Origin of the sequence: Pseudomonas tehranensis (assembly GCF_014268615.1) — a bacterium.
In the GTDB taxonomy this organism is placed as follows: Bacteria; Pseudomonadota; Gammaproteobacteria; order Pseudomonadales; family Pseudomonadaceae; genus Aquipseudomonas; species Aquipseudomonas tehranensis.
On sequence record NZ_JABWQV010000001.1, the window covers coordinates 129,383 to 150,808 of the forward strand.

Annotated in this window: 19 protein-coding genes; 8 read left to right on the plus strand and 11 right to left on the minus strand. The window is 61.2% G+C overall.

Annotated elements, in window-relative coordinates; translation table 11 throughout:
• Window positions 1-30: 30 nt before the first annotated feature.
• The 8 genes from leuD to denD form a co-directional block, all read right to left on the minus strand.
• Entirely contained in the window at window positions 31-639 is a 609-nt protein-coding gene (gene leuD, locus HU811_RS00565) for a 3-isopropylmalate dehydratase small subunit (protein WP_186653177.1), read from the minus strand.
• A gap of 1 nt (window position 640) precedes the next feature.
• Window positions 641-2,062, minus strand: coding sequence for a 3-isopropylmalate dehydratase large subunit (gene leuC / locus HU811_RS00570; RefSeq protein WP_186653180.1), 1,422 nt, complete (start codon window positions 2,060-2,062; stop codon window positions 641-643).
• A gap of 228 nt (window positions 2,063-2,290) precedes the next feature.
• Window positions 2,291-3,130: a glutathione-dependent disulfide-bond oxidoreductase gene (gene yghU, locus HU811_RS00575; RefSeq protein ID WP_186653182.1), complete on the minus strand. Its 840-nt coding sequence runs from the start codon at window positions 3,128-3,130 to the stop codon at window positions 2,291-2,293.
• A gap of 129 nt (window positions 3,131-3,259) precedes the next feature.
• Window positions 3,260-3,913, minus strand: a complete 654-nt coding sequence (locus HU811_RS00580; protein ID WP_256244224.1) for a substrate-binding periplasmic protein — start codon at window positions 3,911-3,913, stop codon at window positions 3,260-3,262.
• 106 nt (window positions 3,914-4,019) lie between these two features.
• Window positions 4,020-5,363, minus strand: coding sequence for a diguanylate cyclase (locus HU811_RS00585; RefSeq protein WP_186653185.1), 1,344 nt, complete (start codon window positions 5,361-5,363; stop codon window positions 4,020-4,022).
• Window position 5,364: 1 nt separating this feature from the next.
• The gene (locus HU811_RS00590) at window positions 5,365-6,135 is read right to left on the minus strand and encodes a substrate-binding periplasmic protein (protein ID WP_186653188.1); all 771 of its coding nucleotides are present in this window, start codon (window positions 6,133-6,135) and stop codon (window positions 5,365-5,367) included.
• Between the two features lie 379 nt (window positions 6,136-6,514).
• Window positions 6,515-7,921, minus strand: a complete 1,407-nt coding sequence (locus HU811_RS00595; protein ID WP_186653190.1) for a GntP family permease — start codon at window positions 7,919-7,921, stop codon at window positions 6,515-6,517.
• A gap of 59 nt (window positions 7,922-7,980) precedes the next feature.
• A complete protein-coding gene (denD, locus tag HU811_RS00600; protein WP_186653193.1) occupies window positions 7,981-8,937 on the minus strand; it encodes a D-erythronate dehydrogenase in 957 nt (318 codons plus the stop codon).
• A gap of 191 nt (window positions 8,938-9,128) precedes the next feature.
• Between denD and HU811_RS00605 the strand changes: the two genes are divergently transcribed.
• From HU811_RS00605 to otnI, 5 genes are read left to right on the plus strand one after another with little or no spacing between them, the layout of a single operon-like run.
• Window positions 9,129-9,845 carry a FadR/GntR family transcriptional regulator gene (locus HU811_RS00605; RefSeq protein WP_256573635.1) on the plus strand — a complete coding sequence of 239 codons (717 nt, stop codon included), beginning with the start codon at window positions 9,129-9,131 and terminating at the stop codon, window positions 9,843-9,845.
• 21 nt (window positions 9,846-9,866) lie between these two features.
• Complete coding sequence (gene ltnD / locus HU811_RS00610; RefSeq protein WP_186653196.1) at window positions 9,867-10,775, plus strand: L-threonate dehydrogenase; 909 nt, start codon at window positions 9,867-9,869, stop codon at window positions 10,773-10,775.
• Window positions 10,776-10,777: 2 nt separating this feature from the next.
• Window positions 10,778-12,049 carry a 3-oxo-tetronate kinase gene (otnK, locus tag HU811_RS00615; protein WP_092454638.1) on the plus strand — a complete coding sequence of 424 codons (1,272 nt, stop codon included), beginning with the start codon at window positions 10,778-10,780 and terminating at the stop codon, window positions 12,047-12,049.
• Window positions 12,046-12,684 carry a 3-oxo-tetronate 4-phosphate decarboxylase gene (otnC, locus tag HU811_RS00620; protein ID WP_186653199.1) on the plus strand — a complete coding sequence of 213 codons (639 nt, stop codon included), beginning with the start codon at window positions 12,046-12,048 and terminating at the stop codon, window positions 12,682-12,684. The genes otnK and otnC overlap by 4 nt, the downstream gene beginning before the upstream one ends.
• Window positions 12,685-12,689: 5 nt before the next feature.
• Window positions 12,690-13,466 (plus strand): 2-oxo-tetronate isomerase, encoded by a 777-nt coding sequence (otnI, locus tag HU811_RS00625; protein ID WP_186653202.1) that lies wholly within the window; start codon window positions 12,690-12,692, stop codon window positions 13,464-13,466.
• Between the two features lie 22 nt (window positions 13,467-13,488).
• Here the strand turns inward: otnI and HU811_RS00630 are convergent, their stop codons facing one another.
• Both HU811_RS00630 and HU811_RS00635 read right to left on the minus strand, forming a co-directional pair.
• On the minus strand, window positions 13,489-14,445 hold the full coding sequence (locus tag HU811_RS00630; RefSeq protein WP_092396599.1) for a sensor domain-containing diguanylate cyclase: 957 nt from the start codon (window positions 14,443-14,445) through the stop codon (window positions 13,489-13,491).
• A 3-nt stretch (window positions 14,446-14,448) separates the two neighbouring features.
• Window positions 14,449-15,459, minus strand: coding sequence for a response regulator (locus tag HU811_RS00635; protein ID WP_186653205.1), 1,011 nt, complete (start codon window positions 15,457-15,459; stop codon window positions 14,449-14,451).
• 436 nt (window positions 15,460-15,895) lie between these two features.
• Between HU811_RS00635 and HU811_RS00640 the strand changes: the two genes are divergently transcribed.
• The 3 genes from HU811_RS00640 to HU811_RS00650 are packed head-to-tail and all read left to right on the plus strand — an operon-like array spanning window position 15,896 to window position 18,988.
• On the plus strand, window positions 15,896-17,338 hold the full coding sequence (locus HU811_RS00640; protein ID WP_186653207.1) for a coniferyl aldehyde dehydrogenase: 1,443 nt from the start codon (window positions 15,896-15,898) through the stop codon (window positions 17,336-17,338).
• 19 nt (window positions 17,339-17,357) lie between these two features.
• Window positions 17,358-18,329, plus strand: coding sequence for an alpha/beta hydrolase (locus HU811_RS00645; RefSeq protein WP_186653210.1), 972 nt, complete (start codon window positions 17,358-17,360; stop codon window positions 18,327-18,329).
• Window positions 18,329-18,988 carry a TetR/AcrR family transcriptional regulator gene (locus HU811_RS00650; RefSeq protein WP_186653212.1) on the plus strand — a complete coding sequence of 220 codons (660 nt, stop codon included), beginning with the start codon at window positions 18,329-18,331 and terminating at the stop codon, window positions 18,986-18,988. The genes HU811_RS00645 and HU811_RS00650 overlap by 1 nt, the downstream gene beginning before the upstream one ends.
• A 413-nt stretch (window positions 18,989-19,401) precedes the next feature.
• Here the strand turns inward: HU811_RS00650 and HU811_RS00655 are convergent, their stop codons facing one another.
• On the minus strand, window positions 19,402-21,231 hold the full coding sequence (locus tag HU811_RS00655; RefSeq protein WP_186653215.1) for a sigma-54-dependent Fis family transcriptional regulator: 1,830 nt from the start codon (window positions 21,229-21,231) through the stop codon (window positions 19,402-19,404).
• Window positions 21,232-21,426 lie beyond the last annotated feature (195 nt).

The following is a 21,426-nucleotide window of genomic DNA, read 5'->3' on the forward strand; positions in this document are numbered from 1 at the left end:
GCGTGATGCAGGCCCTTGTTCGCTTGAGGCTCAGGCAAGCCAGGGGTTCGAACGATGGTGCTGTGTCTCGAAGTCGCGAATTCGTGACGTATGCTCAAGCGTTGTGCCAATCGCATCGAGACCTTCCAGCAGCGCTTTTTTGCGCAATGGATCGATCTCAAACCCAATCATCTTTCCGGTTTGAAGGTGAATCTGCTGGGCATGCAAATCGATCGTGATCTGCGAGTTTTCAGGTGACCCAACGAGATGGCTGATCTCCTGCTGTTCTGACTCCTTCACTTGAATGAGAAGAACACCATTGCGCTGGCAGTTGTCGTAGAAAATACCGGCGAAACTCGTGCCGATCAGTGCGCGTATACCCAATTGCTTCAGCCCCCAAACCGCGTGCTCGCGGCTGGAACCACAGCCGAAATTTGGCCCGGTGATCAGGAAACTGGCGTGATCCCAGGGAGCCTGATTGAGAATGAAGGCAGGATTAGGGGCGCCATCGACCAGGAAACGTAAGTCAAAAAAGACCCCGCGGTCCAGCCCATTGCGATCGATGCCCTTGAGAAACTGTTTGGGCATGATCACGTCGGTGTCTACATTCGCGGCGGGCAGCGGCGCGGCGGTACCGCGAACGATGGTGAATGGCTGCATTTCAGGTCTCCATGGACAGCTGGCGAACGTCGGTGAGGTGGCCGCAAATTGCTGCGGCGGCGACCATCGCCGGGCTCATGAGGTGAGTTCTTGCTCCGGCGCCCTGACGGCCCTCGAAATTACGGTTGGTACTGGAGGCACAGCGATCGCCCGGTGACAGCACATCATCATTCATCGCCAGGCACATCGAGCAGCCGGACTGGCGCCATTCGAAGCCTGCATCCTTGAAGATCTGCGCCAGTCCCTCCGCTTGCGCCTGCTCACGCACCAGCGTGGAGCCCGGTACGATCATCGCGCGCACGCTCGCCGCTACTTTGCGGCCCCGAACGATGCGCGCGACATCCCGCAGATCCTCGATGCGTGCATTGGTACAGGAGCCGATAAAGGCGTGACTGATCGGCACTCCCGCCAGCCGGGTTCCCGGCTCAAGGCCCATGTAGCGCAGTGCCCGCTGCAGGTCCTGGCGGCGGATCAGGTCGCTCTCCAAACGCGGATCCGGTACGCACTCACCAATCGGCGCGGCCTGGTCCGGGCTGGTTCCCCACGTCACCATCGGCTCCAATGCGCTGGCATCGAGTTCGACTTCCTTGTCGAAATGCGCTCCCGGGTCGGAATAAAGCGCTTTCCATTTTTCGACAGCCTGCTCCCATTGCGCCCCTTTGGGGGCCCGCGGCTTGTCTTTGAGATAGGCGTACACTTTTTCGTCCGGCGCCATGAAAGCACCACGGGCACCGGCCTCTACAGCCATGTTGCAGATGGTCATGCGCGCTTCGACGCTGAGGGACTCGATGGTGGGGCCGGAGAACTCGATGGCGTAGCCCGTCGCACCGGATGCGCCGATGTCGCGGATCAAGGCCATGATGATGTCTTTGGAGGTGACGCCTGCGCCCATCTTCCCGTGCACATTCACGCGCAGGGTCTTCAGACGTTTATAGACCAACGTCTGTGTGGCGAGCAGGTGTTCAATCTCCGAGGTGCCGATACCGAAACCAAAAGCGCCCAGCGCGCCATAGGTCGTGGTGTGGCTATCACCTGCGGCCACGACCATCCCGGGAAGAATGAAGCCTTGCTCAGGGGCAACCACGTGCTCAATGCCTTGTCGCTTGTCCAGGACATCGAACAACTCGATTGCGAAGTCTCGACAGTTCTGCTCGAAGTAAGAAACCTGAAGCGCGCCACCCGCATCCGGCATGGTCGCAACGCGATCAGGCGTGGTCGGGTTGACATGATCGACCACGCCCAACGTCGATGAGGGGCGCCATACCGTTCGGTTCGCTTCTCTCAAGCCGCTGAAGGCCTGGGGGCTGGTGTATTCATTGGCGACCTGACGGTCGATGTAGAGCAACACATGGCCGTGGTCATCCAGCGTACAGACGGTGTGGGCATCTATATGCTTTTGGTAGAGCGTTCTGGGGCCTTTCATGACGGTTCTCGCGAGTGATCGGAAGGCGCGTCGGGAGGGCCTCACGATGCGCCGCGCTCGATGAGCAGTCATGCCAGCATAGGGAATGCGATTGCAGGTTCAATGGCTGAAAAGCCAATCATGGATTCACGATTCGTGTTTAATCTGCGCGGCGTTCAGCGATCGGATAGCGCCCGGCCCACCGCGGTTGCTATCCAGTGCTGACGGGGAAAGACCGGCCCAGTCCTTTTAATCCAGATCCTCAGCCCGATGCCGCTCCGGCACTTGGCTCGTTTCATCACCCCAGGTGCGGTTCACTCGTTGCCCACGGATCACCGCGGGCCGATTGGCGATCTCCTCGGCCCAGCGTTGCACATGGGTGTATTCGTGGGCAGCCAGGAACTCGGCAGCCGAGTACACGTTGTCGCGAACCAATTGACCATACCAAGGCCAGACCGCGATATCGGCGATGGTGTAGCTGTCTGCGGCCAGGTATTGGCTTTCGCCAAGACGGCGATTCAGGACATCGAGCTGGCGTTTGGTTTCCATGGTGAAACGATTGATGGGGTATTCAAGTTTATCGGGCGCGTAAGCATAGAAATGACCGAAGCCTCCGCCCAGATAGGGGGCTGCGCCCATCTGCCAGAACAGCCAGTTCAGGGTTTCGGTGCGCCCGGCCGGATCAGTGGGCAGGAAGGCGCCGAATTTTTCCGCAAGGTACAGCAGGATCGAACCGGACTCGAAAACCCGGATCGCTGGCTCCACGCTGCGATCAAGCAACGCTGGGATCTTTGAGTTCGGGTTGATCTGGACAAAACCACTGGAGAACTGGTCGCCCTCGCCGATCCGAATCAGCCAGGCGTCATATTCGGCGCCGGTGTGCCCCAGCGCCAACAGCTCTTCCAGCAGGATGGTCACTTTCACGCCATTGGGCGTGGCCAGTGAGTACAGCTGCAACGGATGTTCGCCCACGGGCAATACTTTTTCATGGGTCGGCCCCGCGATAGGGCGGTTGATGTTGGCGAACTGGCCGCCAGACGGGGCGTTGTATTTCCAGACTCTGGGCGGTACATAGGGCGCTTTGCTCATGGGAGGGGCCTCATTGCCGACGTTTAGTGACCGCGTGAACCGCGAAAAAAAACTCTGGCTCAAGCCTGCCATAGGAATGTCAGCGTCAGCAAATCACCCCGCGCGCAAGCACAGCATTAGCCTCACCGGCTAACGCTCTTGGGTCATGATCCGATCCACTTCGCCTGAAGCCTTGAGCTTCGCGAAAGCCTGTTGAGCCCGGGTGACGATCTCGTCTGGGGTGCTCAGACTAAACGCCATGTGAACTCGGTGGGGTTGTTCATCCAGGGAAAAGACCTCTTGCAGGGAGGTGAAATCCACTTGGGCATCTTTGCTCATCAGGCGCGCAGTGTTCTCGGGCATTGGCAGCAACTGAATCTGCTGATTCAACAGCTTTTGAAAGTTATCGTGGTTGTCCGCCGATACCACCAGCCGGGTAAAGCCTTTCTGCTGCAGGTAAACCTGCTTGGCGTCATTTCGCACCACGCCTATGGTGTACTGCTTGGCGTCTTCAAGGCTGTCAACGGCGATGCCGTCACGTCCACGCAGCTTGTAAAGCTTGGTCGTCGCCCGATGTATTTCACCCACCCACTTGAACATCTGTTCACGGGCCGGAGTGCGATCGAGCGGGAAGATCATTACATTGGGTTCATGCAGTGCTTTTTCGTAAGCGCGTGCCCATGGGTACAGCAACATACGATAATCGCTGATCCCTGCGCCTTTTAAGGTTTCGTCGGCTATTCGAGTGCCCGGCCCGACGAGCGCGCCTTCACGCAGGTAGGCGTATAACGAGTCTTCGGTCACGACTTCGATCGCCTCGGCGTGACTTTTCACGCTGATCAAGGCCAGGAGCAAGCACGAGCAGAGCTTCAGACGATAGTGCATACAAACCTCGCTGCACATGATGGTTTTATAAAGCGACGCAATTGCGCCCCTGGCGTTTGGCTCGGTACAGCGCCTGGTCGGCGCGTTGCAGCAGTTGATCGAAGTGGTCCATGGTTTTGGTGTCCAGCTCGGCGACGCCGATGCTCAGGGTGACAAAAGGGGAAACCGCTGAGCCGCCATGGGGCAGTTCAAGTTCAGCCAGGCTTTCACGAAACCGCTGGGCGGCCTCGCATGCCTGGCTGGCGTTGATATTGGGCAATACCACGACAAACTCCTCACCCCCCAGGCGAGCTGTCAGTTCGCCGGAGCGGCCGAAGACACTGCGCAGGGTCCCGGCGATCTGTTTCAAGCACTCGTCCCCTTTGATATGGCCGTAGGTGTCGTTGTAGATCTTGAAGAAATCCACATCGCACATCAGTACGGCCAGCGGGGTGTTGTGGCGAATCGCACGGCGGAATTCGACATCCTTCAGTTCATCGAAGTAACGACGGTTGGCCAAGCCGGTCAAGGCATCGTGACGCGACAGCGCTTCGAGGGCCTGGTTGGCAGCCTTGAGCTCCGAGGTGCGCGCCTCGACCAGTTCGGCCAACTGGTCGCGACTGGCTGCAAGGGCCAGTTCGTCCGAGTGCTGGCGCTCCAAATGGGCGTGGAGGTTGTCTTGCAGTGCATTGACTTTGAATTCGAGCAGGCTCAACTCGTCCTGGCGCTGGACCGAACGCTGCAGCTTGAGGTGGAAGTTGAGTGTTTGTGGTGAGAGCTTTCCCAGATGCCGGGCGATATGGACAACGTGTACGGTCACCAGACGGTTGAACATGGTCATGACCAGCCCGGCCAGCAGCAACGACTGGATCACCTGCGTGATGACGATGCTGCGGGCTTCGTCCCAGAGACGTTCCCAAAGCAGGTTGTTATCGCCCTCGATGGTCAGTTCACCGACCTTTTCGTTGGCGCCAATGTAGGGCTGTGCGACGAGCTGACGATGCAGCACCGGCGCCACGCTGGATGAATTGCTGGCATATCGATTGAACTCGATGATTTCTGGCGACTGTCCGGGTCGCAGGATATTGAGTACCACGCGTCCCACCGGCGCCGCATTCGCGACGCTGGTGATCTGCTTGTCCAACGACTCACGGTCCATTTCCCAAATGGCATGGGCCAAGGTGTTCTGGAACACCTGGTCGATCAGGAGCAGCTCCGAATTCATCTGCGCCAGATTGTTTTCCCAGGCCTGCCAGGTACGCAGCGTGACCATCGCCAAGGTAAAGCACAGGCAGAACACCAGCGTGGCCAAAACCAGACGCCGTCCCAATGAGCTGAATGTTCTGGTCTTTGGCGGGTGAAGGGGGACAGTTCGAAAATCGTCGGCCATGTCATAACCACTTGCGCATGATGGCGTCGTAAACGCCATTGCGGCGGATGGTCTCCAGGCCTGAGCGGAATTTCTCGACCGTCGCGGCCGGCGTCTTGCGACTGAACGCCATGTTCAAGCCATCCTGACTGCTCAATTCGGGAAGCGGCAGTGAGCGGATCAACACTTTATCCGGGTCTTCACCATTCTGGCGGGTCAGGTACAGCGCGTTGAGCTCGTTGGAAATCCATAGCTCCACGTGATCGACCTTGAGCTTGCGGTAGTTGTGTTCGTACTTGTTGCTCGACTGAAGGTCTTTACCAATGCGGAAACCCTTTGACACCAGGTACTGCTCACCCACGTCCTGATTGACGGTGGCAATCTGGTGACCGCGCGCATCGTCCAGCGAGTTGAGTTTTACCGGGCGCTCAGCCAGCGAGTACATGTACCACTGGGTTGGGGCGATGGCCCCGACCCACTGGAAAAGTGATTCGCGCGCGGGCGTTCGAACGATTGAATAGATCAATACGTTACTTTCATTGAGCGCCAGTTCGTAGGCCCGCGCCCAAGGCATGGGCTGGATGGACGCCTCTACGCCGACCTCCTTGAGCACTGCCTGGACCACCTCGGTGCTCATGCCGGTCACTCGCCCGTTCTGCGTCATGTTATAGGGCGGCAGTTCTTCCGTAACGATGCGCAGCGCAGTCTCTGCAGCGGCGTTTGACAGGGTTGCGCTTGCACCCAGGAACATCAGGACGCAGCACATCAGCAGACGGTTAAACGGAAAAATCATCGAGAGTTACCCTATGCAACCAGCAGTGCCGGCGCGGCCTGGGGGCCGTTGACTTAATGTGTTATCGGCTGGGCCTATACGCGCTTGAGTGTTATCCGTCGAAACCGGGGGACATTGAACCTGGGGCGGTCGGCCCAGACCATGTGGAAAACTTGAGTGTGGCCTGTCTTCTTCCAGCTGTCGATTCGGCGACATTTAATGAACACGGGTTCGTTTATGAGTTGCAGGAGGTTTTGGCTGGACGAATGGGGGGACGCTGAAGCTGTTGAACCAATAAGGGCGCACGTTCCTGCGCAACGACTGTGGGTGAATGAGCAGGCGCTAAGGGGGCAAACTTGGGCAGGATTCATCAGTTCCTGCCCAGGTGCCCGGCGCTTGGTTATCCGAGAATGGCGTTGAAGAGCAACAGGGTGAGCAGGGAGGTGAACCAACCGATCGTGGTCGGAACCGACCAGGTCAGCATCTGGTGCTTGGCGTTGGTGACCCCGAGCATGCGGTTGACTACCCAGAAATAGCTGTCGTTGAAGTAGCCAAAGACCATCGAACCAATGGCCGCCGCCTGGGCGGCGAAGACCATGTTAACGTCGGGAATCGAGGCCAGGATCGGCGCGGAAATCGAGGCGCCGGTGATCATCGCGACTGTGCCGCTGCCCTGGATCAGGCGCACCAGCGAAGCGATCACGAAGGGGATCAACACCGCCGGCAGCGGCAAGGTGGCGACCCATTCGCCCATGTACTGGCCCGCACCGCTGTCGCGCAACACGGCACCCAATGCACCACCGGCGCCAGTGACCAGCAGGATGATGCCGGCGCTTTCCACGCCTTTCTCCATATGCGCGATGACTTCCTCACGCGGGCGCCGCGGCACCAGGCCATACAGTGCTGCCACGACCCCGAGGCCGACGGCAATGACCGGGTTGCCGACAAACGCGATGGTCTGGCCGAACAGGCTCTGGGTCAGGGTGCTGTCACCGTTGAGTTTGCCGAGGGCCACGACCAGGGTGTTGGCGAAGATCAGCAGGATGGGCAGCACGATCGGCAGCATCGACAGCCACAGCGGCGGCAGCTCGGCCTCGCGGGCATCGGCGCGTTCGAGCACTTCGCGGTAGGCGGTGGCGGGTTCGACCGGTTTCTGGCCGCTTTGCGCGATCATCGCCTCGATGCGTGGGCCCATGAAGCGGGCGTAGGCCACCAGCACGAAGGTGCCGGGAATGGTGAACACCACGCCCCAGAAAATCATCAAGCCCACATCGATATTGAAGATCCCGGCAATCCCCAGCGGCCCTGGCGTCGGCGGAACCGCATGGTGGGTCAGCATCAGGCCGCTGGCCAGGGCAATACCCAGGGTCAGCATCGATTTGCCGCTGTTGCGTGCCAGCGCACGGACCAACGGGTTGAGGATGACGAACGCCGAGTCGCAGAAGATCGGCACCGAGACGATGTAGCCGGTCACCATCATCGCCCACTCTTCGCGTTTGTTGCCCAGCCAACGCACGAAGGTATAGGCCATCCGCTCGGCGGCGCCGGAGACTTCCAGCAGTCGGCCCATCATCACACCGAAACCGATGACCAGGCCGATGGTCGACAGCGTGGCACCGAAACCGGTGGTGATGGATTTGACCAGCGCGTCCGGCGCCATGCCGCCGCCCAGGCCAGCGATCGAGGCGGCGATGATCAGCGCCAGCAGGGCGTGGATGCGGGTCTTGAGAACCAGCACGATGAGTATGACGATGGCCAGGACCAGGCTCACCATCAGCTGTGGACCGGCGATAGAAGTTGCGTCCATTGGGTAATCACTCTTGTTGTTATTGGATGGAACGACGGCACCGCCAGGGGCCGTCTCGGTCAGTGATTCATGCTGAGCTGGTGCGCCCTTACCACGCTGTCAAAATCGGCGTCACCGCGAAAGCCCAGTTGCAGCGGCCTTTGGATGTCGAAGTCGCCGGGCCAGCTGCAGACGATGCGCTGGATCCGCTCGTCCGGCTCAAAACTGACCCGCGCGCGGGCCGCCTCGCCACCGACACGGGCGAGACTGTCGAGCATTTCGCTGACGCGCACGCTGATGCCGGGCAGGTTGAGGGTCCGACGCAGGCCAAGCGCCTGGCCGTCCAGACGCGCGGCATGGACCAGGTTGTCGACCACGGTCTGCGGCGAAGACAGCCACATGCGGGTGTCCAGCGGTACCGGACAGTTGCTCGCCTCGCCGGCCAGGGGCTCGCGCAAGATGCCGCTGGCAAATGACGAGGCCGCTGCGTTGGGTTTGCCGGGGCGAACGGAAATGGTCGGCAGGCGACACACCCGGCCATCGATGAAGCCCTTGCGCGAGTAGTCATTGATCAACAGTTCGGCCATTGCCTTCTGCGCGCCATAGGACGATTGCGGCAGCGGTGCGAGTTCTTCGGGCACCTGCTCGGGCATCGGCCCGCCGAATACCGCCAAGGAGCTGGCGAACACGAAACGCGGTGCCTGGGCCTGGTGGCGGCAGGCTTCGAGCAGGGCGCGGGTCGCCTCGAAATTGACCCGCATGCCCAGGTCGAAATCGGCTTCGGCCTGGCCACTGACGATCGCGGCCAGGTGATAGACCAGGGAGGTCTCTGGACCGATCAGTGATTGGATAAAGGCCGGGTCACAGATGTCGCCCGTGTGCGACACCACACGCGGGTCATCGATGGGGCAGGGCGCCAGGTCGACTGAGACAAGGGTAGTGCCGGGGGGCAGCAGGTCGCTCGCAGTGGGCGCCAGCAGCGCTTCGATCAGGCGGGCGCCGAGAAAGCCAGCGCCGCCAGTTACCAGGATCTTCATGTATTGCACTCCGCTTAAGGAGAATATTCGGGGCAGCGTGCCGAACGCCCCGTATTCTTGTTATTTGATGAACCAGGTGACAAGCAGTTGTCATGTTGTATGATGAATTTAACGTGGACGCAACCGTTGCGTGTTTTCTTCTTGCTCACAGCGAGTGGCAGGGCAGCGCGACGATTGCCGGGAGAATCTGAGTGGACAGTCTGAACGACGTTACCCCCAAGCTGGCCGAACGGCTGGCCAAACGCCTGAGTGCGGCGGTCCATGAGGGCCAGTTGGCCGCCGGTAACCGCCTGCCCACCGAGCAGGCCTTGTGCGAGCAATACGGTGTCAGCCGCACGGTGGTGCGCGAGGCTATTTCGATGCTCAAGCGCGAGGGCATGCTCACTTCGCGCCAGGGCAGCGGCACCTTTGTCGTGCCCAATCCCAGTGTCGCGTTGCGTCTGTCTCCGCCCCAGGGCAACTTCGAGGCCGTGGTGGAAATCCTCGAGTTGCGCAGCGCGCTGGAGATCAAGGCCGCCGAACTGGCCGCGGCGCGGCGCACCAATGCGCAATTGCGGGCGATGCAAAACGCCTTGGCCGAGCTCGACGAAGCGGTCGAGCGGGGTGAAGACGGCGTGCGCGAAGACCTCGCCTTCCACCGTTCGGTGGTGGCCGCCACCGGCAACCAGCACTTTCTCGAAACCATCGATTTTCTGCACCAACTGTTGCAACAGGCGATCCGAGTGACCCGTTGCAATGAGGCGCGTAACAGCCAGTACATGCGTCAGGTCGACCAGGAGCACCACGCGCTGCTCGCCGCCATCGCCGCCGGTGACAGTGAGGCGGCACGTACCGCGGCCTCCTCGCACCTGCGTAACGCCGAAGTCCGCCTGCGTGAAGCGCGAAGCGAGGCCGACGCGTCCGGATAACAACCACAAGAGGATTCACCCGTGACAGCAATATCCAATATTGGTGTGGTCGGCCTGGGCTCCATGGGCCTGGGCATGGCGCGTTCCCTTTTACGTGCCGGTTTGCCCGTGTGGGGCTACGACATCCGCGAGGACGTGCGCCAGGCCTTCAGCGCCGAGGGCGGCCAGCCGGTCAGCGGCCTGAGTGACAGCGCGGCGCTCAGCGATCTGCTGTTCATCGTGGTGGTCAACGCCGCGCAGACCGAGCAACTGCTGTTCGGCGCGCAGGGAATTGCCGCGCGGCTGCGTCCGGGTTCCGTGGTCATCGCCTGTGCAACCATCTCGGCGGCGGCTGCGCGGCGCATCAGCGAGCGCTTGGCCGAGCACCAGGTGCTGATGCTCGATGCGCCGATTTCGGGCGGTGCGGTGCGTGCCGAGGCGGGCGAGTTGACCATCATGGCGTCGGGGCCGCAAGCGGCCTTCGAACGGGCGCAAACTGCACTCGCTGCGGTCGCCGCCAAGGTCTATCGGCTGGGTGAAGAGGCCGGGCAAGGTTCGCAGATCAAGCTGGTCAATCAGTTGCTCGCCGGGGTCCATATTGCCGCGGCGGCCGAAGCCATGGCCTATGGCATTCGCCAGGGCTGCGATCCCGAGGCGCTCTACGAGGTGATCAGTCACAGCGCCGGCAATTCCTGGATGTTCGAAAACCGCGTGCCGCATTTGCTGGCGGGTGATTATCGACCGCGCTCGGCGGTAGATATTTTCGTCAAGGATCTGGGGCTGGTGCTCGACAGCGCCCAGGAGGCAGTCTTCCCGTTGCCGCTGACCGCCAGCGCCCACCAGATGTTCAAGCAAGCGTCGGCTTCCGGGCTGGGGCGCGAGGACGATATCGCCGTGGTGAAAATATTCCCCGGTATCAACCTGCCTGCCGCCGCCAACGAGGAGATTTGACCATGCCCCTGATCGGATGCATTGCCGACGACTTCACCGGAGCGACCGACCTTGCCAGCATGCTCGTGCGCGGCGGCGCCCGCACTGTGCAGACCATCGGCGTTCCACGTGGACCCTTGGCGCTGGGCGAAGCTGACGCGCTGGTGGTGGCGCTCAAGTCGCGCAACCTGGCGCCCGAGGAGGCAGTCGCACAGTCGCTGCAGGCGCTGGAGTGGTTGCGCCAGCAGGGCTGCCGACAGTTCTACTTCAAGTATTGCTCGACGTTCGACTCCACCGCCGAGGGCAACATCGGCCCGGTCAGCGATGCGCTGCTTCAAGCCCTGGGCAGCGACTTCACTGTGGCCTGTCCGGCCTTTCCGGAGAACCGCCGTAGCGTGTTCAACGGCTACCTGTTCGCCAATGACGTGCTGCTCAACGAAAGCGGGATGCAGGATCATCCGCTCACGCCCATGCGCGATGCCAATCTGCTGCGCGTGTTGCAGCCGCAAACCCGCCACCCGGTCGGCCTGATCGACTACCGGACCCTGCGCGCCGGCGTCGAGGCGACCCGTCAGCGGATCGCCGCGTTGCGCGCCGAAGGCGTGGGCATCGCCGTCAGCGACGCTATTGATAATGAAGATTTGCAGGTGCTTGGCGCCGCCTGTGCCGACCTGCCGCTGGTTACGGCCGGGTCGGGGCTGGCGTTGGGCATGGCCCAGGATTGGCAGGCCAGAGGCTTGTTGCAGGCCAACGGCGAAGCCAGTCGGCTGGAAGCGGGTTGGGGGCGTCAGGCGATTCTCAGCGGTAGCTGTTCGCGAGCGACCCTCGGCCAGATCGAGCAGGCGGCAGCGGTCTATCCTGCCTTTCGTCTGGAGGCGGCCGAGCTGATGGCCCGCGGTGACGCCCTGGTGGCCGAGGCTCTGGCCTGGGCTGCCGGCTACCAGGGGCCGGTGCTGATCTATGCCAGCAGCCCAGCCGACGAGGTTCGTCGGGTGCAACAACAGTTCGGCGCGCAGCAGGTCGGTGAACGCATTGAAGCGGCCCTGGCGGCGATTGCCCGTGCGCTGGTCGAACAGCAGGGCGTGGGTCAATTGCTGGTCGCCGGTGGTGAAACCTCCGGCGCAGTGGTCGGCGCGCTGGGCATCGAAGGTTTGCGCATCGGGCCGAGCATCGACCCCGGCGTGCCCTGGACCCAGACGCTCGGCCAATCCGGGCGGCCGCTGACCCTGGCGCTCAAGTCCGGTAATTTCGGCAGCGCCGATTTCATGATCAAGGCCTGGGAGATGCTGACATGAAGGAAAGTCGACTGCGCGAAGAGATCGTCGAGATCGGCCGCTCACTCTACCTGCGTGGGCTCAGCCCTGGCTCTTCCGGCAACATCAGCGTGCGGCTGGACGATGGCTGGCTGCTGACCCCGACCAATGCCTGTCTCGGTCGCCTGGACCCGGCGGACATCGCCAAGCTCGATTGGCAAGGTAACCACCTGGCCGGCAAACCCGCCTCCAAGGAAGCGTTCCTGCACCGTGCCGTCTATGAAGGCCGCGAAGATTCGGGGGCCATCGTGCATTTGCATTGCACGCATTCGGCGGCGGTGTCCTGCCTGGACTGTCTGGACGCTACGTCGTGCCTGCCACCGCTGACACCTTACTTCGTCATGCGCGTGGGCCGCTTGCCGCTGATTCCGTACCACCGGCCCGGTGATCCGCGGCTGGGCGAGGCGATTCGCGGACTGGTCGGGCAGCACAGCTCGGTGTTGCTGGCCAATCACGGACCGGTCGTTTCGGGCAAGAGCCTGGAGGCGGCCACCTACGCCATCGAAGAACTCGAAGAAACGGCCAAGCTCTACCTGTTGCTGCGTCAGCAGCCGGTACGGGCGCTGGACGACGAACAAATCGACGAACTGCGCCAGACCTTCGGCGCCCAATGGTGACTGCAATGCCACGTTTCGCTGCCAACCTCAGCATGATGTTCAACGATGCACCCTTCCTGGAGCGCTTCGGCCGGGCGGCCAAGGCCGGCTTCAAGGGCGTGGAATACCTGTTTCCTTATGAGTTCGCACCGGCCGAGCTGGCCGGGCGTTTGGCCGAGCACGGGCTTAGCCAAGTGCTGTTCAACTTGCCGCCGGGGGATTTTGCCGCGGGCGAGCGCGGCATCGCGGCGTTGCCGGGGCGTGAGGCGGAATTTCGCGAAAGTGTCGACCGCGCCATCGAATACGCCCACGCGCTGGGCTGCCCCAAACTGCACGCAATGGCCGGGCTGGTGAGTGACGAGAGCCAGCGTCCGCGCATGCGCGAGGTCTATCTGGAAAACCTGCGCTACGCCGCCCGACGTTTGGCCGAGCACCAACTGACACTGCTGATCGAGCCGATCAACACCCGCTCGATTCCGGGTTACTTCATCAATCGCCAGACCGAGGGCCATGCAATCCTGGCCGAACTGGGGGAGCCGAACCTGCGCGTGCAACTGGACCTGTTCCATGCACAAATCATGGAGGGCGATCTGATTGCCGGTTTCCAGCGCTTCCAGGCCGGCGTCGGGCATATCCAGATCGCCGGCGTGCCGGATCGGCACGAACCCGACCAGGGAGAAGTGAACTACCCGTACCTGTTCAAACTGCTCGACGAAGCCGGTTACGAGGGCTGGATCGGCTGCGAGTACAACCCCCGCGGTCTGACCGAGGATGGCCTGGGCTGGTTTGCGCCCTGGCGCTGAGCGGGGTCCGAAAAAACCGCATTCAACCTGTGTACACCGTCACCCGATTGCGCCCGGTTTTCTTGGACGTATACAACGCCTGGTCGGCCCGGGCGATCAGTTCGGCGTGGCCGGTCGCGGGTTGGCTCAGGTCCGCCACTCCCAGGCTGATGGTAAATCGGATGCTCTGGTCGTTGAACAGCACTTGCAGCTCCTCGACTGCATGGCGCAGGCGCTCGGCGAACATCCGGGCGCCGACCTTGTCGGTGTCCGACAGCACCACACCAAACTCTTCGCCACCATAACGCCCGGCCACGTCGGAGTCGCGTACATGTTCGTGCAAAAGCCGGGCGACCTGCTCGATGACCTGATCCCCGGCCTGGTGGCCATAGGTGTCGTTGACCCGTTTGAAGTGGTCGATATCGAGCATCACCAGGCTCAAGGCATTGCCGTAGCGTTGATGCCGCGCGTAGGCAGCTTTCAGGCTCGCCTCCCAATGACCGCGGTTGTACAGCCCGGTCAGTCGATCGGTGCTGGAGAGCTGCTGCAATTGCGCATTGGCGGCCTGTAGTTGATGCCGGTTGGTGGCGACGTCGGTGACGTCATAGATCACCAGGCAGATGTGACTGATCTTGCTGTCGGGCGAGCGCAACGGTAACAGCGTGGTGTTCTGGTACATGAACTCTTCCTGGCCGGTGATGGGCTGGTAGCTCTTGAACCGCACCAGATAGGGACGCTGCTCCCAGACAGTGAACGCTGGGGTGCCCAGGGCCGCGACGCTTTCCACCTTGCGGCTGAACCACTGGCGATCGATTTCGGGAAACAGGCTGAAAAAATGCTGGTTGTGGGCGTCCTTCGGCTGCACCCCGGAGCGGTTCTCCATGAACGTGTTCCAGACCTGTACGCGGTAGTCGCGGTCCAGCACCACCACACCGACATCGATGCTCTGAACAATGGCCAGCAACCAGTGAAACTCGTTCAGATCAATGGAATCAGGCATGGCTCAGGTCATCAGGTAGGTGAGTTTTTGGGTCAGCCGCTCGATCGAGTCTTCCGTGAACAGCAATAAGAGGTCGAAACGAATATCGTGCCCTTCCAGGCTGTAGCTGATTTCCACCGCCAGGGTCTTTTTCCAGTGCTTGCGGTTGACGTGAATCAGCTCCTCGATGGCCGCGTGCTGGCCGAGAATCTGCGGATGCCCCTGCGAGAACACCACGTCGATCTGTTCGGCAATACTGCTCAGGCAAGCGCCGATCAGAACGCTGGAGAGGTCCAGCAGCATTTCCAGGTCGGAATAATCGCTGCTTTGGCGCTGCATCAGTTGCGCGATGTCGGCGATTTCCGATTCGTGAAATATCAGCAGGGCTTCGCCGGCAATACCACTGCCGATAAAGCCCTGGCAGATGGCCGTGAGTTGCTGGGAGCTGCCGGCATCGTTAAGCGCCATATGCAGCTCACCCACCTCAAGGATGTTCACGTTCGGTACCGGTAACTGCACAAACACACCCAGCACCTTGGCGATCAGGGCGGCGGCCTGGCCGATGGCAACGTTGACCGTCTCGCGGAAGGCATCGTGAAAACTGATGGCCGTGTTCGTCAGCGAACGATTTTGCGGCGGCGTCTGGCCCGGTTTTGTCAGGAGCCCCAACTCACTGAGCGTCTGGCGCAGCTCGTTTTCATCGAAAGGTTTTTTCAGGAATGCCAGTGCGCCCAGCTCCAGCACGCGGCGTACCGCCTGCTCCTGGACGTCACCGGAGATCACGATGACTTGCGCCTTCAAGCCTTCGGCGCGCAAGGCGCTCAACACCTGATAACCATCCATCTCCGGCATGGTCAGGTCCAGCAGCACCACTTGGCCCAGGCCCTGGCGTATGGCGTCCATGGCCTGGCGCCCATTGCTGGCCTCAGTGACCGAGACCGGCCAGTCCGCCGGCAATGCACGTAGCACCTGTTTGCGTGCCATGTTGGAGTCGTCACACACCACGAGGGGGATCACTGACACTGGGACGCCCATTCAAGTTGAACAGCGGGGGAGGTCATGCCTGTCACAAACCTGCGAAACCTCCCGTTAGCTAAAAACTGGACCATTAAGTCAGGAGAGTCAAATGCACTTCATCCGTTAGGCCAATCGCTGCGGTGCATGGAAGGGTATGAGTAAAATAATTATAAAAATTAATCAGTTTGCGAGGGCTTGGTTCGCTAGCAACGCTAAAACGTTACGAAAGTCTCCAGCCGAGGGACTCACATTTTTTTCCTGTCTCGCCCTGAATTATCGGTTTTGACGCCTGTTTACAGGGGGTGTCTTTCATGAACGATTGTTTAAAATTAAGAAACCTAACGGTTTCCTTTCTTGGATTTTTAGGCATACTCCATGTTGCGAGTAGGTTTGTGCGCCTGCTCATAGGGTATTTAGTGCTGTTCAATAACAATAACCAGCAGGAACCTACGCCATGAACATTCCCGGTCACCCCGCGGCGCCCGTCGGCACCGAACAACTCACTGCCAGGCTTGCACAGATGAAGCAGGCCCACCTGGCCGACGGGCCGGCGAGCCTGGAACTACGGCGCGACCGACTGGACCGGGCCATTGCATTGCTATTGGATAACCGTGAAGCCATTGTTGAGGCGGTATCGGCGGACTTCGGCAATCGCAGCCGCGAACAGACGCTGCTTTCCGATATTGGCGGTTCCGTGGCAAGCCTCAAGCATTGCCGTGAGCATCTGGCCGAGTGGATGCAAGCGCAATCGCATCCGTCACCCTTCCCCGGCAGTGAGGCGCGGGTCGAGTACCAGCCGTTGGGCGTGGTGGGCGTGATCAGCCCCTGGAATTTTCCCATCGTACTGGCGTTCGGGCCGCTGGCGAGTATTTTCGCCGCCGGTAACCGGGCCATGCTCAAGCCTTCGGAACTGACCCCGCGAACCTCGGTATTGATGGGCCAATTGATCGCCCGATATTTTGACGAGAATGAACTGACCACGGTGCTGGGTGATGCCGAAGTCGGCGCGCTGTTCAGTGCCCAACCCTTCGACCACCTGATCTTTACCGGGGGGACGGCAGTGGCCCGGCACATCATGCGTGCCGCCTCGGACAATCTGGTGCCGGTGACCCTGGAGCTGGGCGGCAAGTCACCCGTGCTGGTGTCCCGTAGCGCCGACTTGGCTACGGTGGTGCAGCGGGTCATGACGGTGAAGACTTTCAACGCCGGGCAAATCTGCCTGGCCCCGGACTACGTGCTGCTACCGGAGGAATGCCTGGAGGATTTCGTCGCCGAGGCGGTGCGCTTCGTCGCTGCCATGTATCCCTCCTTGCACAGCAACCCGGACTACACCTCCATCATCAACCCACGCAATTTCGACCGCCTGCAGGATTATCTGGTCGATGCTCGCGCCAAAGGGGCGCGGCTGATCGAGATCAACCCGGCGCAGGAAGACCTGGCTGATCGCCAGACCCGCAAGATCGCTCCGACGCTGGTGCTGGATGCCACTGAGCAGATGCAGGTGCTGCGCGAGGAAATCTTCGGCCCGTTGTTGCCGATCAAGACCTATCGCGATTTCGCCACGGCGATCGACTACGTCAACGGTCAACCGCGACCCCTTGCCGCGTATTACTTCGGCGAGGACGCCGGTGAGCGCCAGCAGGTGCTGGAGCGCACGACTTCGGGTGGTGTGGTAATCAATGACGTCATGAGTCATGTGGTGTTCGAGGCGCTGCCATTTGGCGGTGTCGGTCACTCCGGTATGGGGGCCTATCACGGTGTCTACGGTTTCCGTACGTTCAGCCATGCCAAGGCGGTGGTGGTGCAGAGCCCGGTCGGTGAGTCCAACCTGGCGATGCGCGCGCCTTACGGCGCAATGATCCACGGTCTGCTGGATCAATTGCTGACTGCCCACTGAGTCGTTCAGGAGTATGACCATGAACATGCTGTCAACCTTCAAAGCCAAGCTGCTGCGCGCCTTTGCCAAACACATGAAAGCCAAATTCACCTACGACGCGGCGCAGTATCCGTTGCGCTTGCTCGACGAGACGCTCATCCCCACCGCGTGGGGCCCGGCACGGGCCTTGTTCTATTGGCCCCATACGTCGTCCACTGAGCCTCTGCCCGTGTATCTGAACCTGCATGGCGGCGGCTTTGTGGCCGGGGTGCCGGAGCATGACGACAGTTATTGCCGGCGCTTGGCTCACAACCTGGGTTGCCTGGTGGTCAATCTGGACTATGTCCTGGCCCCCGAGTTTCCCTTTCCCGCAGGTTTGCGACAGAGCTTCGCGGTGCTTGAGTGGCTGGCCGAACAGGCCACGACCCTGGGCATCGACCCACAACGCATCGCGGTCGGTGGGCACAGCGCGGGCGGCAACCTGGCCACCGGCGTGGCCAATCTGGCGCGGGGGCATCAGCGCTTGCGGGTGGTGCATCAGGTCATTGACTATGCGGTACTGGACTTGGCCCAGGATCCCGGACTGAAGCTTTCTCCCATCGACAAACCCTTACTCGGTGCGGGTCTGGTGCGCTTTTTCAATAGCTGCTATCTGAGCGATCCGGCCCAGGCCCGGGACCCTCTGGCCTCGCCATTGCTGGCGACGGTTGAGCAATTGCAGGGCATGCCCCCGACCACCTTGATCACCGCCGAGCACGATATCCTGCGTGCTGAGGGTCAGGCCTACGCGCAGAAATTGCGCCAGGCCGGTGTCGTGGTGAACGAAAAAATGTTCACCGACTGCGACCACATGTTCACCCATCTGGGGCCTGATGCTACGGCGCAGGAGGCTTGGCAGCTCATCGAGGATTCCCTGCGTGAGACGTTTGCGGGGGCGGGCTGCGCTAAGCTGGGCACCTCTGTGAAACCACTACCGGAACACGTGCACCATGCCGATCAACAGGCTCCGTAATGACTGAAACCACTGAGCAGCCCGTCAGGCGCGGTCGTCCGCCGATACGCAGCCGCCAGGAGCAGATGACCTCGCTGTTGGATGCTGCGGCGCAGGCGCTTGGCAGCGGCAATTTCGCCAACATCACCATGGATGCCATCGCCCGCGCCGCCGGAATCTCCAAGAAGACCCTGTACCAGTTGGTGGCGAGCAAGGAGGCGCTGCTCTCGCAACTGGTGGCCAGGGACTTGTCCACCCTGGAACTGCTATTGGAAAGCGGCATCGACTGCGCCGAGGATCTGCTCAGCGAGTTGCGCATGTACTTGACCTTATGGGCGCGTCTGACCCTCTCGCCATTGGCACTGGGTCTCTACCTGTTGGCTGCCCAGGGACGCGAGACGGCGCCGGGCCTTGCCAGGATCTGGTATCAGGAGGGTGCCGGGCGTTGCCTAAGCCTGTTGCGCGGCTGGTTGGGCAAGGCCGCCAGCAGGGGATTGTTGGCACACGAAGATGTCGAGTCAGCGGTGGAGCTGATCGACTCGCTGTTGATCTCCCAGCCGCTCAAACTGTTCACCCTCGGGGTGCAACAGAGCTGGTCCGACGAGCAGATCAAGCAGCGGGTCGAGGTGACCTTGGGTCTGTTCGGCCGCTGCTTTATCCATCGTGTGCCCAAGCCGTGAGCGCTCACCGGGGCAGCTACACGCTCCACAAGACCCCTGTGGGAGCAAAGCTTGCTCGCGATGACTGAGGCACATTCAACATTGATGCGAGCGGATCCACCGCTATCGCGAGCAAGCTTTGCTCCCACGGAGGAGGTTTGGATGGCCGGGAAATCGAAAGCAACATAAGCCATCCAAGACAGTTGCCCCCACTTTTCCCGGATCGCCACAAGATTCACATTCACCACAAGACCCTGTGGGAGCAAAGCTTGCTCGCGATGACTGAGGCACATTCAACATTGATGCGAGCGGATCCACCGCTATCGCGAGCAAGCTTTGCTCCCACGGAGGAGGTTTGGATGGCTGGGACATCGAAAGCAACATAAGCGTCCAAGACCGTTGCCCCCGCACTTTTTCCCGGATCGGCGATGCCGTTACTCGCCGGTCGAGCGACGCGACAGGCGATAGGACAATTGAGCACGGGTCAGGCCCAGACGGCGGGCCGCTTCCGAGACATTGCCTTTCACTTCGCCCAGGCAGTGGTCAATGATGGTGTCCTCGATCTCTTGCAATGACAGCCGGCTTGGATCCTTGCCGCCAAACAGCTCCAGAATCGCACCACTGCCCGTACTGGCTGCGGCGGTCTTGGTAGGGCTGGCCGGCGGTGGGTCGTTGGGGCTGGCCGCCAGTTGGCCGCGGGTGCCGATGGAGAACATGGGCTGGGCCAGCCGTTCGCCGCTGGTAAACAGGTGCGCCAAGTCGATTGCGCCGCCGTCCGGGGCGCTGATCACGCCGCGCTCCACCAAGTTCTGTAACTCGCGGATATTGCCTGGGAAGTCATAGGCCAGCAGCGTATCGGCCGTGCGCGGCGTGAAACCGCTGATCTGGCGACCATGGCGTTGGGTGAAGCGATGCAGGAAGTGGGTCATCAGCAGTGGGATGTCTTCCTTGCGTTCGCGCAGCGGCGGCAGGTGGATCGGAAACACATTCAAGCGAAAGAACAAATCCTCCCGGAATTCGCCACGTTGCGCGGCGGCACGAAGGTCGACGTTGGTCGCGGCGACCACCCGCACATCGACCTTCAACGTGCGGCTGCCACCGACCCGCTCGACCTCGCCTTCCTGCAAGGCGCGCAGCAGCTTGCCCTGGGCCACCAGGCTGAGGGTGGCGATCTCGTCAAGGAACAGGGTGCCGCCGTCGGCGCGTTCGAAGCGCCCGGCGCGCGATTGAGTGGCACCGGTGTAGGCGCCGCGCTCGACGCCAAAGAGTTCCGATTCCATCAGATTTTCCGGAATCGCAGCGCAGTTGATGGCGACGAAGGGCTCATCGTGGCGCGGGCTGATGCGATGCAGCATCCGGGCAAACATTTCCTTGCCGACCCCGGACTCGCCGGTGAACAGCACCGTCGCCTGGGTCGGCGCAACCCGGCGCAACATGTGGCAGGCGGCGTTGAAGGCTGAGGAAATCCCCACCATGTCGCTGTCTTGTGCGGGTGTCGGATCAACCAGCAAGCTCGTCGGCAGGGCGCCTTTATCATTGCGACTGTGGGCCGTCACGCTGCGCCCGCCGGTGCTGACGAACGGTTCGGCGTTCAGGTCGGCCAGGTCCGCTTCGGCGTCGTCCCATTCCTCTGCGGGTTTTCCAATCAGCCGGCAAATGCTGGAACCGGTGGAACGGCATTCGACCTCGCGGTAGAGAATCAGCCGGCCGACCATTGCCGAGGTGTACCCGGTGGCATAGCCGGTCTGCATCCAGCAGGCCGGTTCCGTGCCGATGCCGAAGTGGGCGATGTGCTCATCATCTTCGCTGGAATGGTGCCAGAGGAACTCGCCGTAATAGGTGCCCAGGTTCATGTCGAATTCGAAATGCACCGGCTCGACTTTCACCGCACCTTCGATCGCATGAATGATCGGGCCGGCGGCGAACAGCGCCAGGATGTCAGCCTCGGGGAACCGCTCCTTGATCAGGGCGGCGTCCCGGGCGCCGCAATGGTAGCCCGTGCGCAACATGATGCCTCGAGCGCGGGCCAGGCCCATGCTTTCAATCAGCTCTCGGCGTAGCGCGCCGATGCCGCTGTTGTGGATCAGCAGCATGCGTGCGCCGTTCAACCAGATGCGCCCGTCGCCCGGGCTGAACATCAGGCATTCAGTCAGATCCTGCAGGGTCGGCGGTGCACCCGGTGGCAGCTGCTCGCTGGCACCGCGCACGGGTTTGCTTGGCGTTGCGCGAGAGAGTTCGGCCAGGGAAATCAGCTTGTCCGCCATCACCAATCCTTAATCGGAATAATCATAATCCGCATAGTGCAGCATGAAATTGCTGAAATCATCACTTTTTTCACCCGCCCAGTTCTCCACTCATGACCCTTGCTTGCCTGTGTTTGCGCTGGATGCCCCGGGCTTGAGCGGTTGCTTTGCGATTGCCCGGAGATGGCATATCGCTTGCTACAACTAGTTACCGAG

What these genes read in the sequence shown, in the direction of transcription:
- HU811_RS00635 (WP_186653205.1), bottom strand. Translation starts at nt 15,459, where the DNA reads ATGGGCGTCCCAGTGTCAGTGATCCCCCTCGTGGTGTGTGACGACTCC.
- HU811_RS00645 (WP_186653210.1), top strand. Translation starts at nt 17,358, where the DNA reads ATGAACATGCTGTCAACCTTCAAAGCCAAGCTGCTGCGCGCCTTTGCC.
- otnK (WP_092454638.1), top strand. Translation starts at nt 10,778, where the DNA reads ATGCCCCTGATCGGATGCATTGCCGACGACTTCACCGGAGCGACCGAC.
- otnC (WP_186653199.1), top strand. Translation starts at nt 12,046, where the DNA reads ATGAAGGAAAGTCGACTGCGCGAAGAGATCGTCGAGATCGGCCGCTCA.
- HU811_RS00655 (WP_186653215.1), bottom strand. Translation starts at nt 21,231, where the DNA reads ATGGCGGACAAGCTGATTTCCCTGGCCGAACTCTCTCGCGCAACGCCA.
- HU811_RS00590 (WP_186653188.1), bottom strand. Translation starts at nt 6,135, where the DNA reads ATGATTTTTCCGTTTAACCGTCTGCTGATGTGCTGCGTCCTGATGTTC.
- HU811_RS00640 (WP_186653207.1), top strand. Translation starts at nt 15,896, where the DNA reads ATGAACATTCCCGGTCACCCCGCGGCGCCCGTCGGCACCGAACAACTC.
- denD (WP_186653193.1), bottom strand. Translation starts at nt 8,937, where the DNA reads ATGAAGATCCTGGTAACTGGCGGCGCTGGCTTTCTCGGCGCCCGCCTG.
- HU811_RS00585 (WP_186653185.1), bottom strand. Translation starts at nt 5,363, where the DNA reads ATGGCCGACGATTTTCGAACTGTCCCCCTTCACCCGCCAAAGACCAGA.
- HU811_RS00650 (WP_186653212.1), top strand. Translation starts at nt 18,329, where the DNA reads ATGACTGAAACCACTGAGCAGCCCGTCAGGCGCGGTCGTCCGCCGATA.
- HU811_RS00595 (WP_186653190.1), bottom strand. Translation starts at nt 7,921, where the DNA reads ATGGACGCAACTTCTATCGCCGGTCCACAGCTGATGGTGAGCCTGGTC.
- leuD (WP_186653177.1), bottom strand. Translation starts at nt 639, where the DNA reads ATGCAGCCATTCACCATCGTTCGCGGTACCGCCGCGCCGCTGCCCGCC.
- HU811_RS00630 (WP_092396599.1), bottom strand. Translation starts at nt 14,445, where the DNA reads ATGCCTGATTCCATTGATCTGAACGAGTTTCACTGGTTGCTGGCCATT.
- leuC (WP_186653180.1), bottom strand. Translation starts at nt 2,062, where the DNA reads ATGAAAGGCCCCAGAACGCTCTACCAAAAGCATATAGATGCCCACACC.
- otnI (WP_186653202.1), top strand. Translation starts at nt 12,690, where the DNA reads ATGCCACGTTTCGCTGCCAACCTCAGCATGATGTTCAACGATGCACCC.
- yghU (WP_186653182.1), bottom strand. Translation starts at nt 3,130, where the DNA reads ATGAGCAAAGCGCCCTATGTACCGCCCAGAGTCTGGAAATACAACGCC.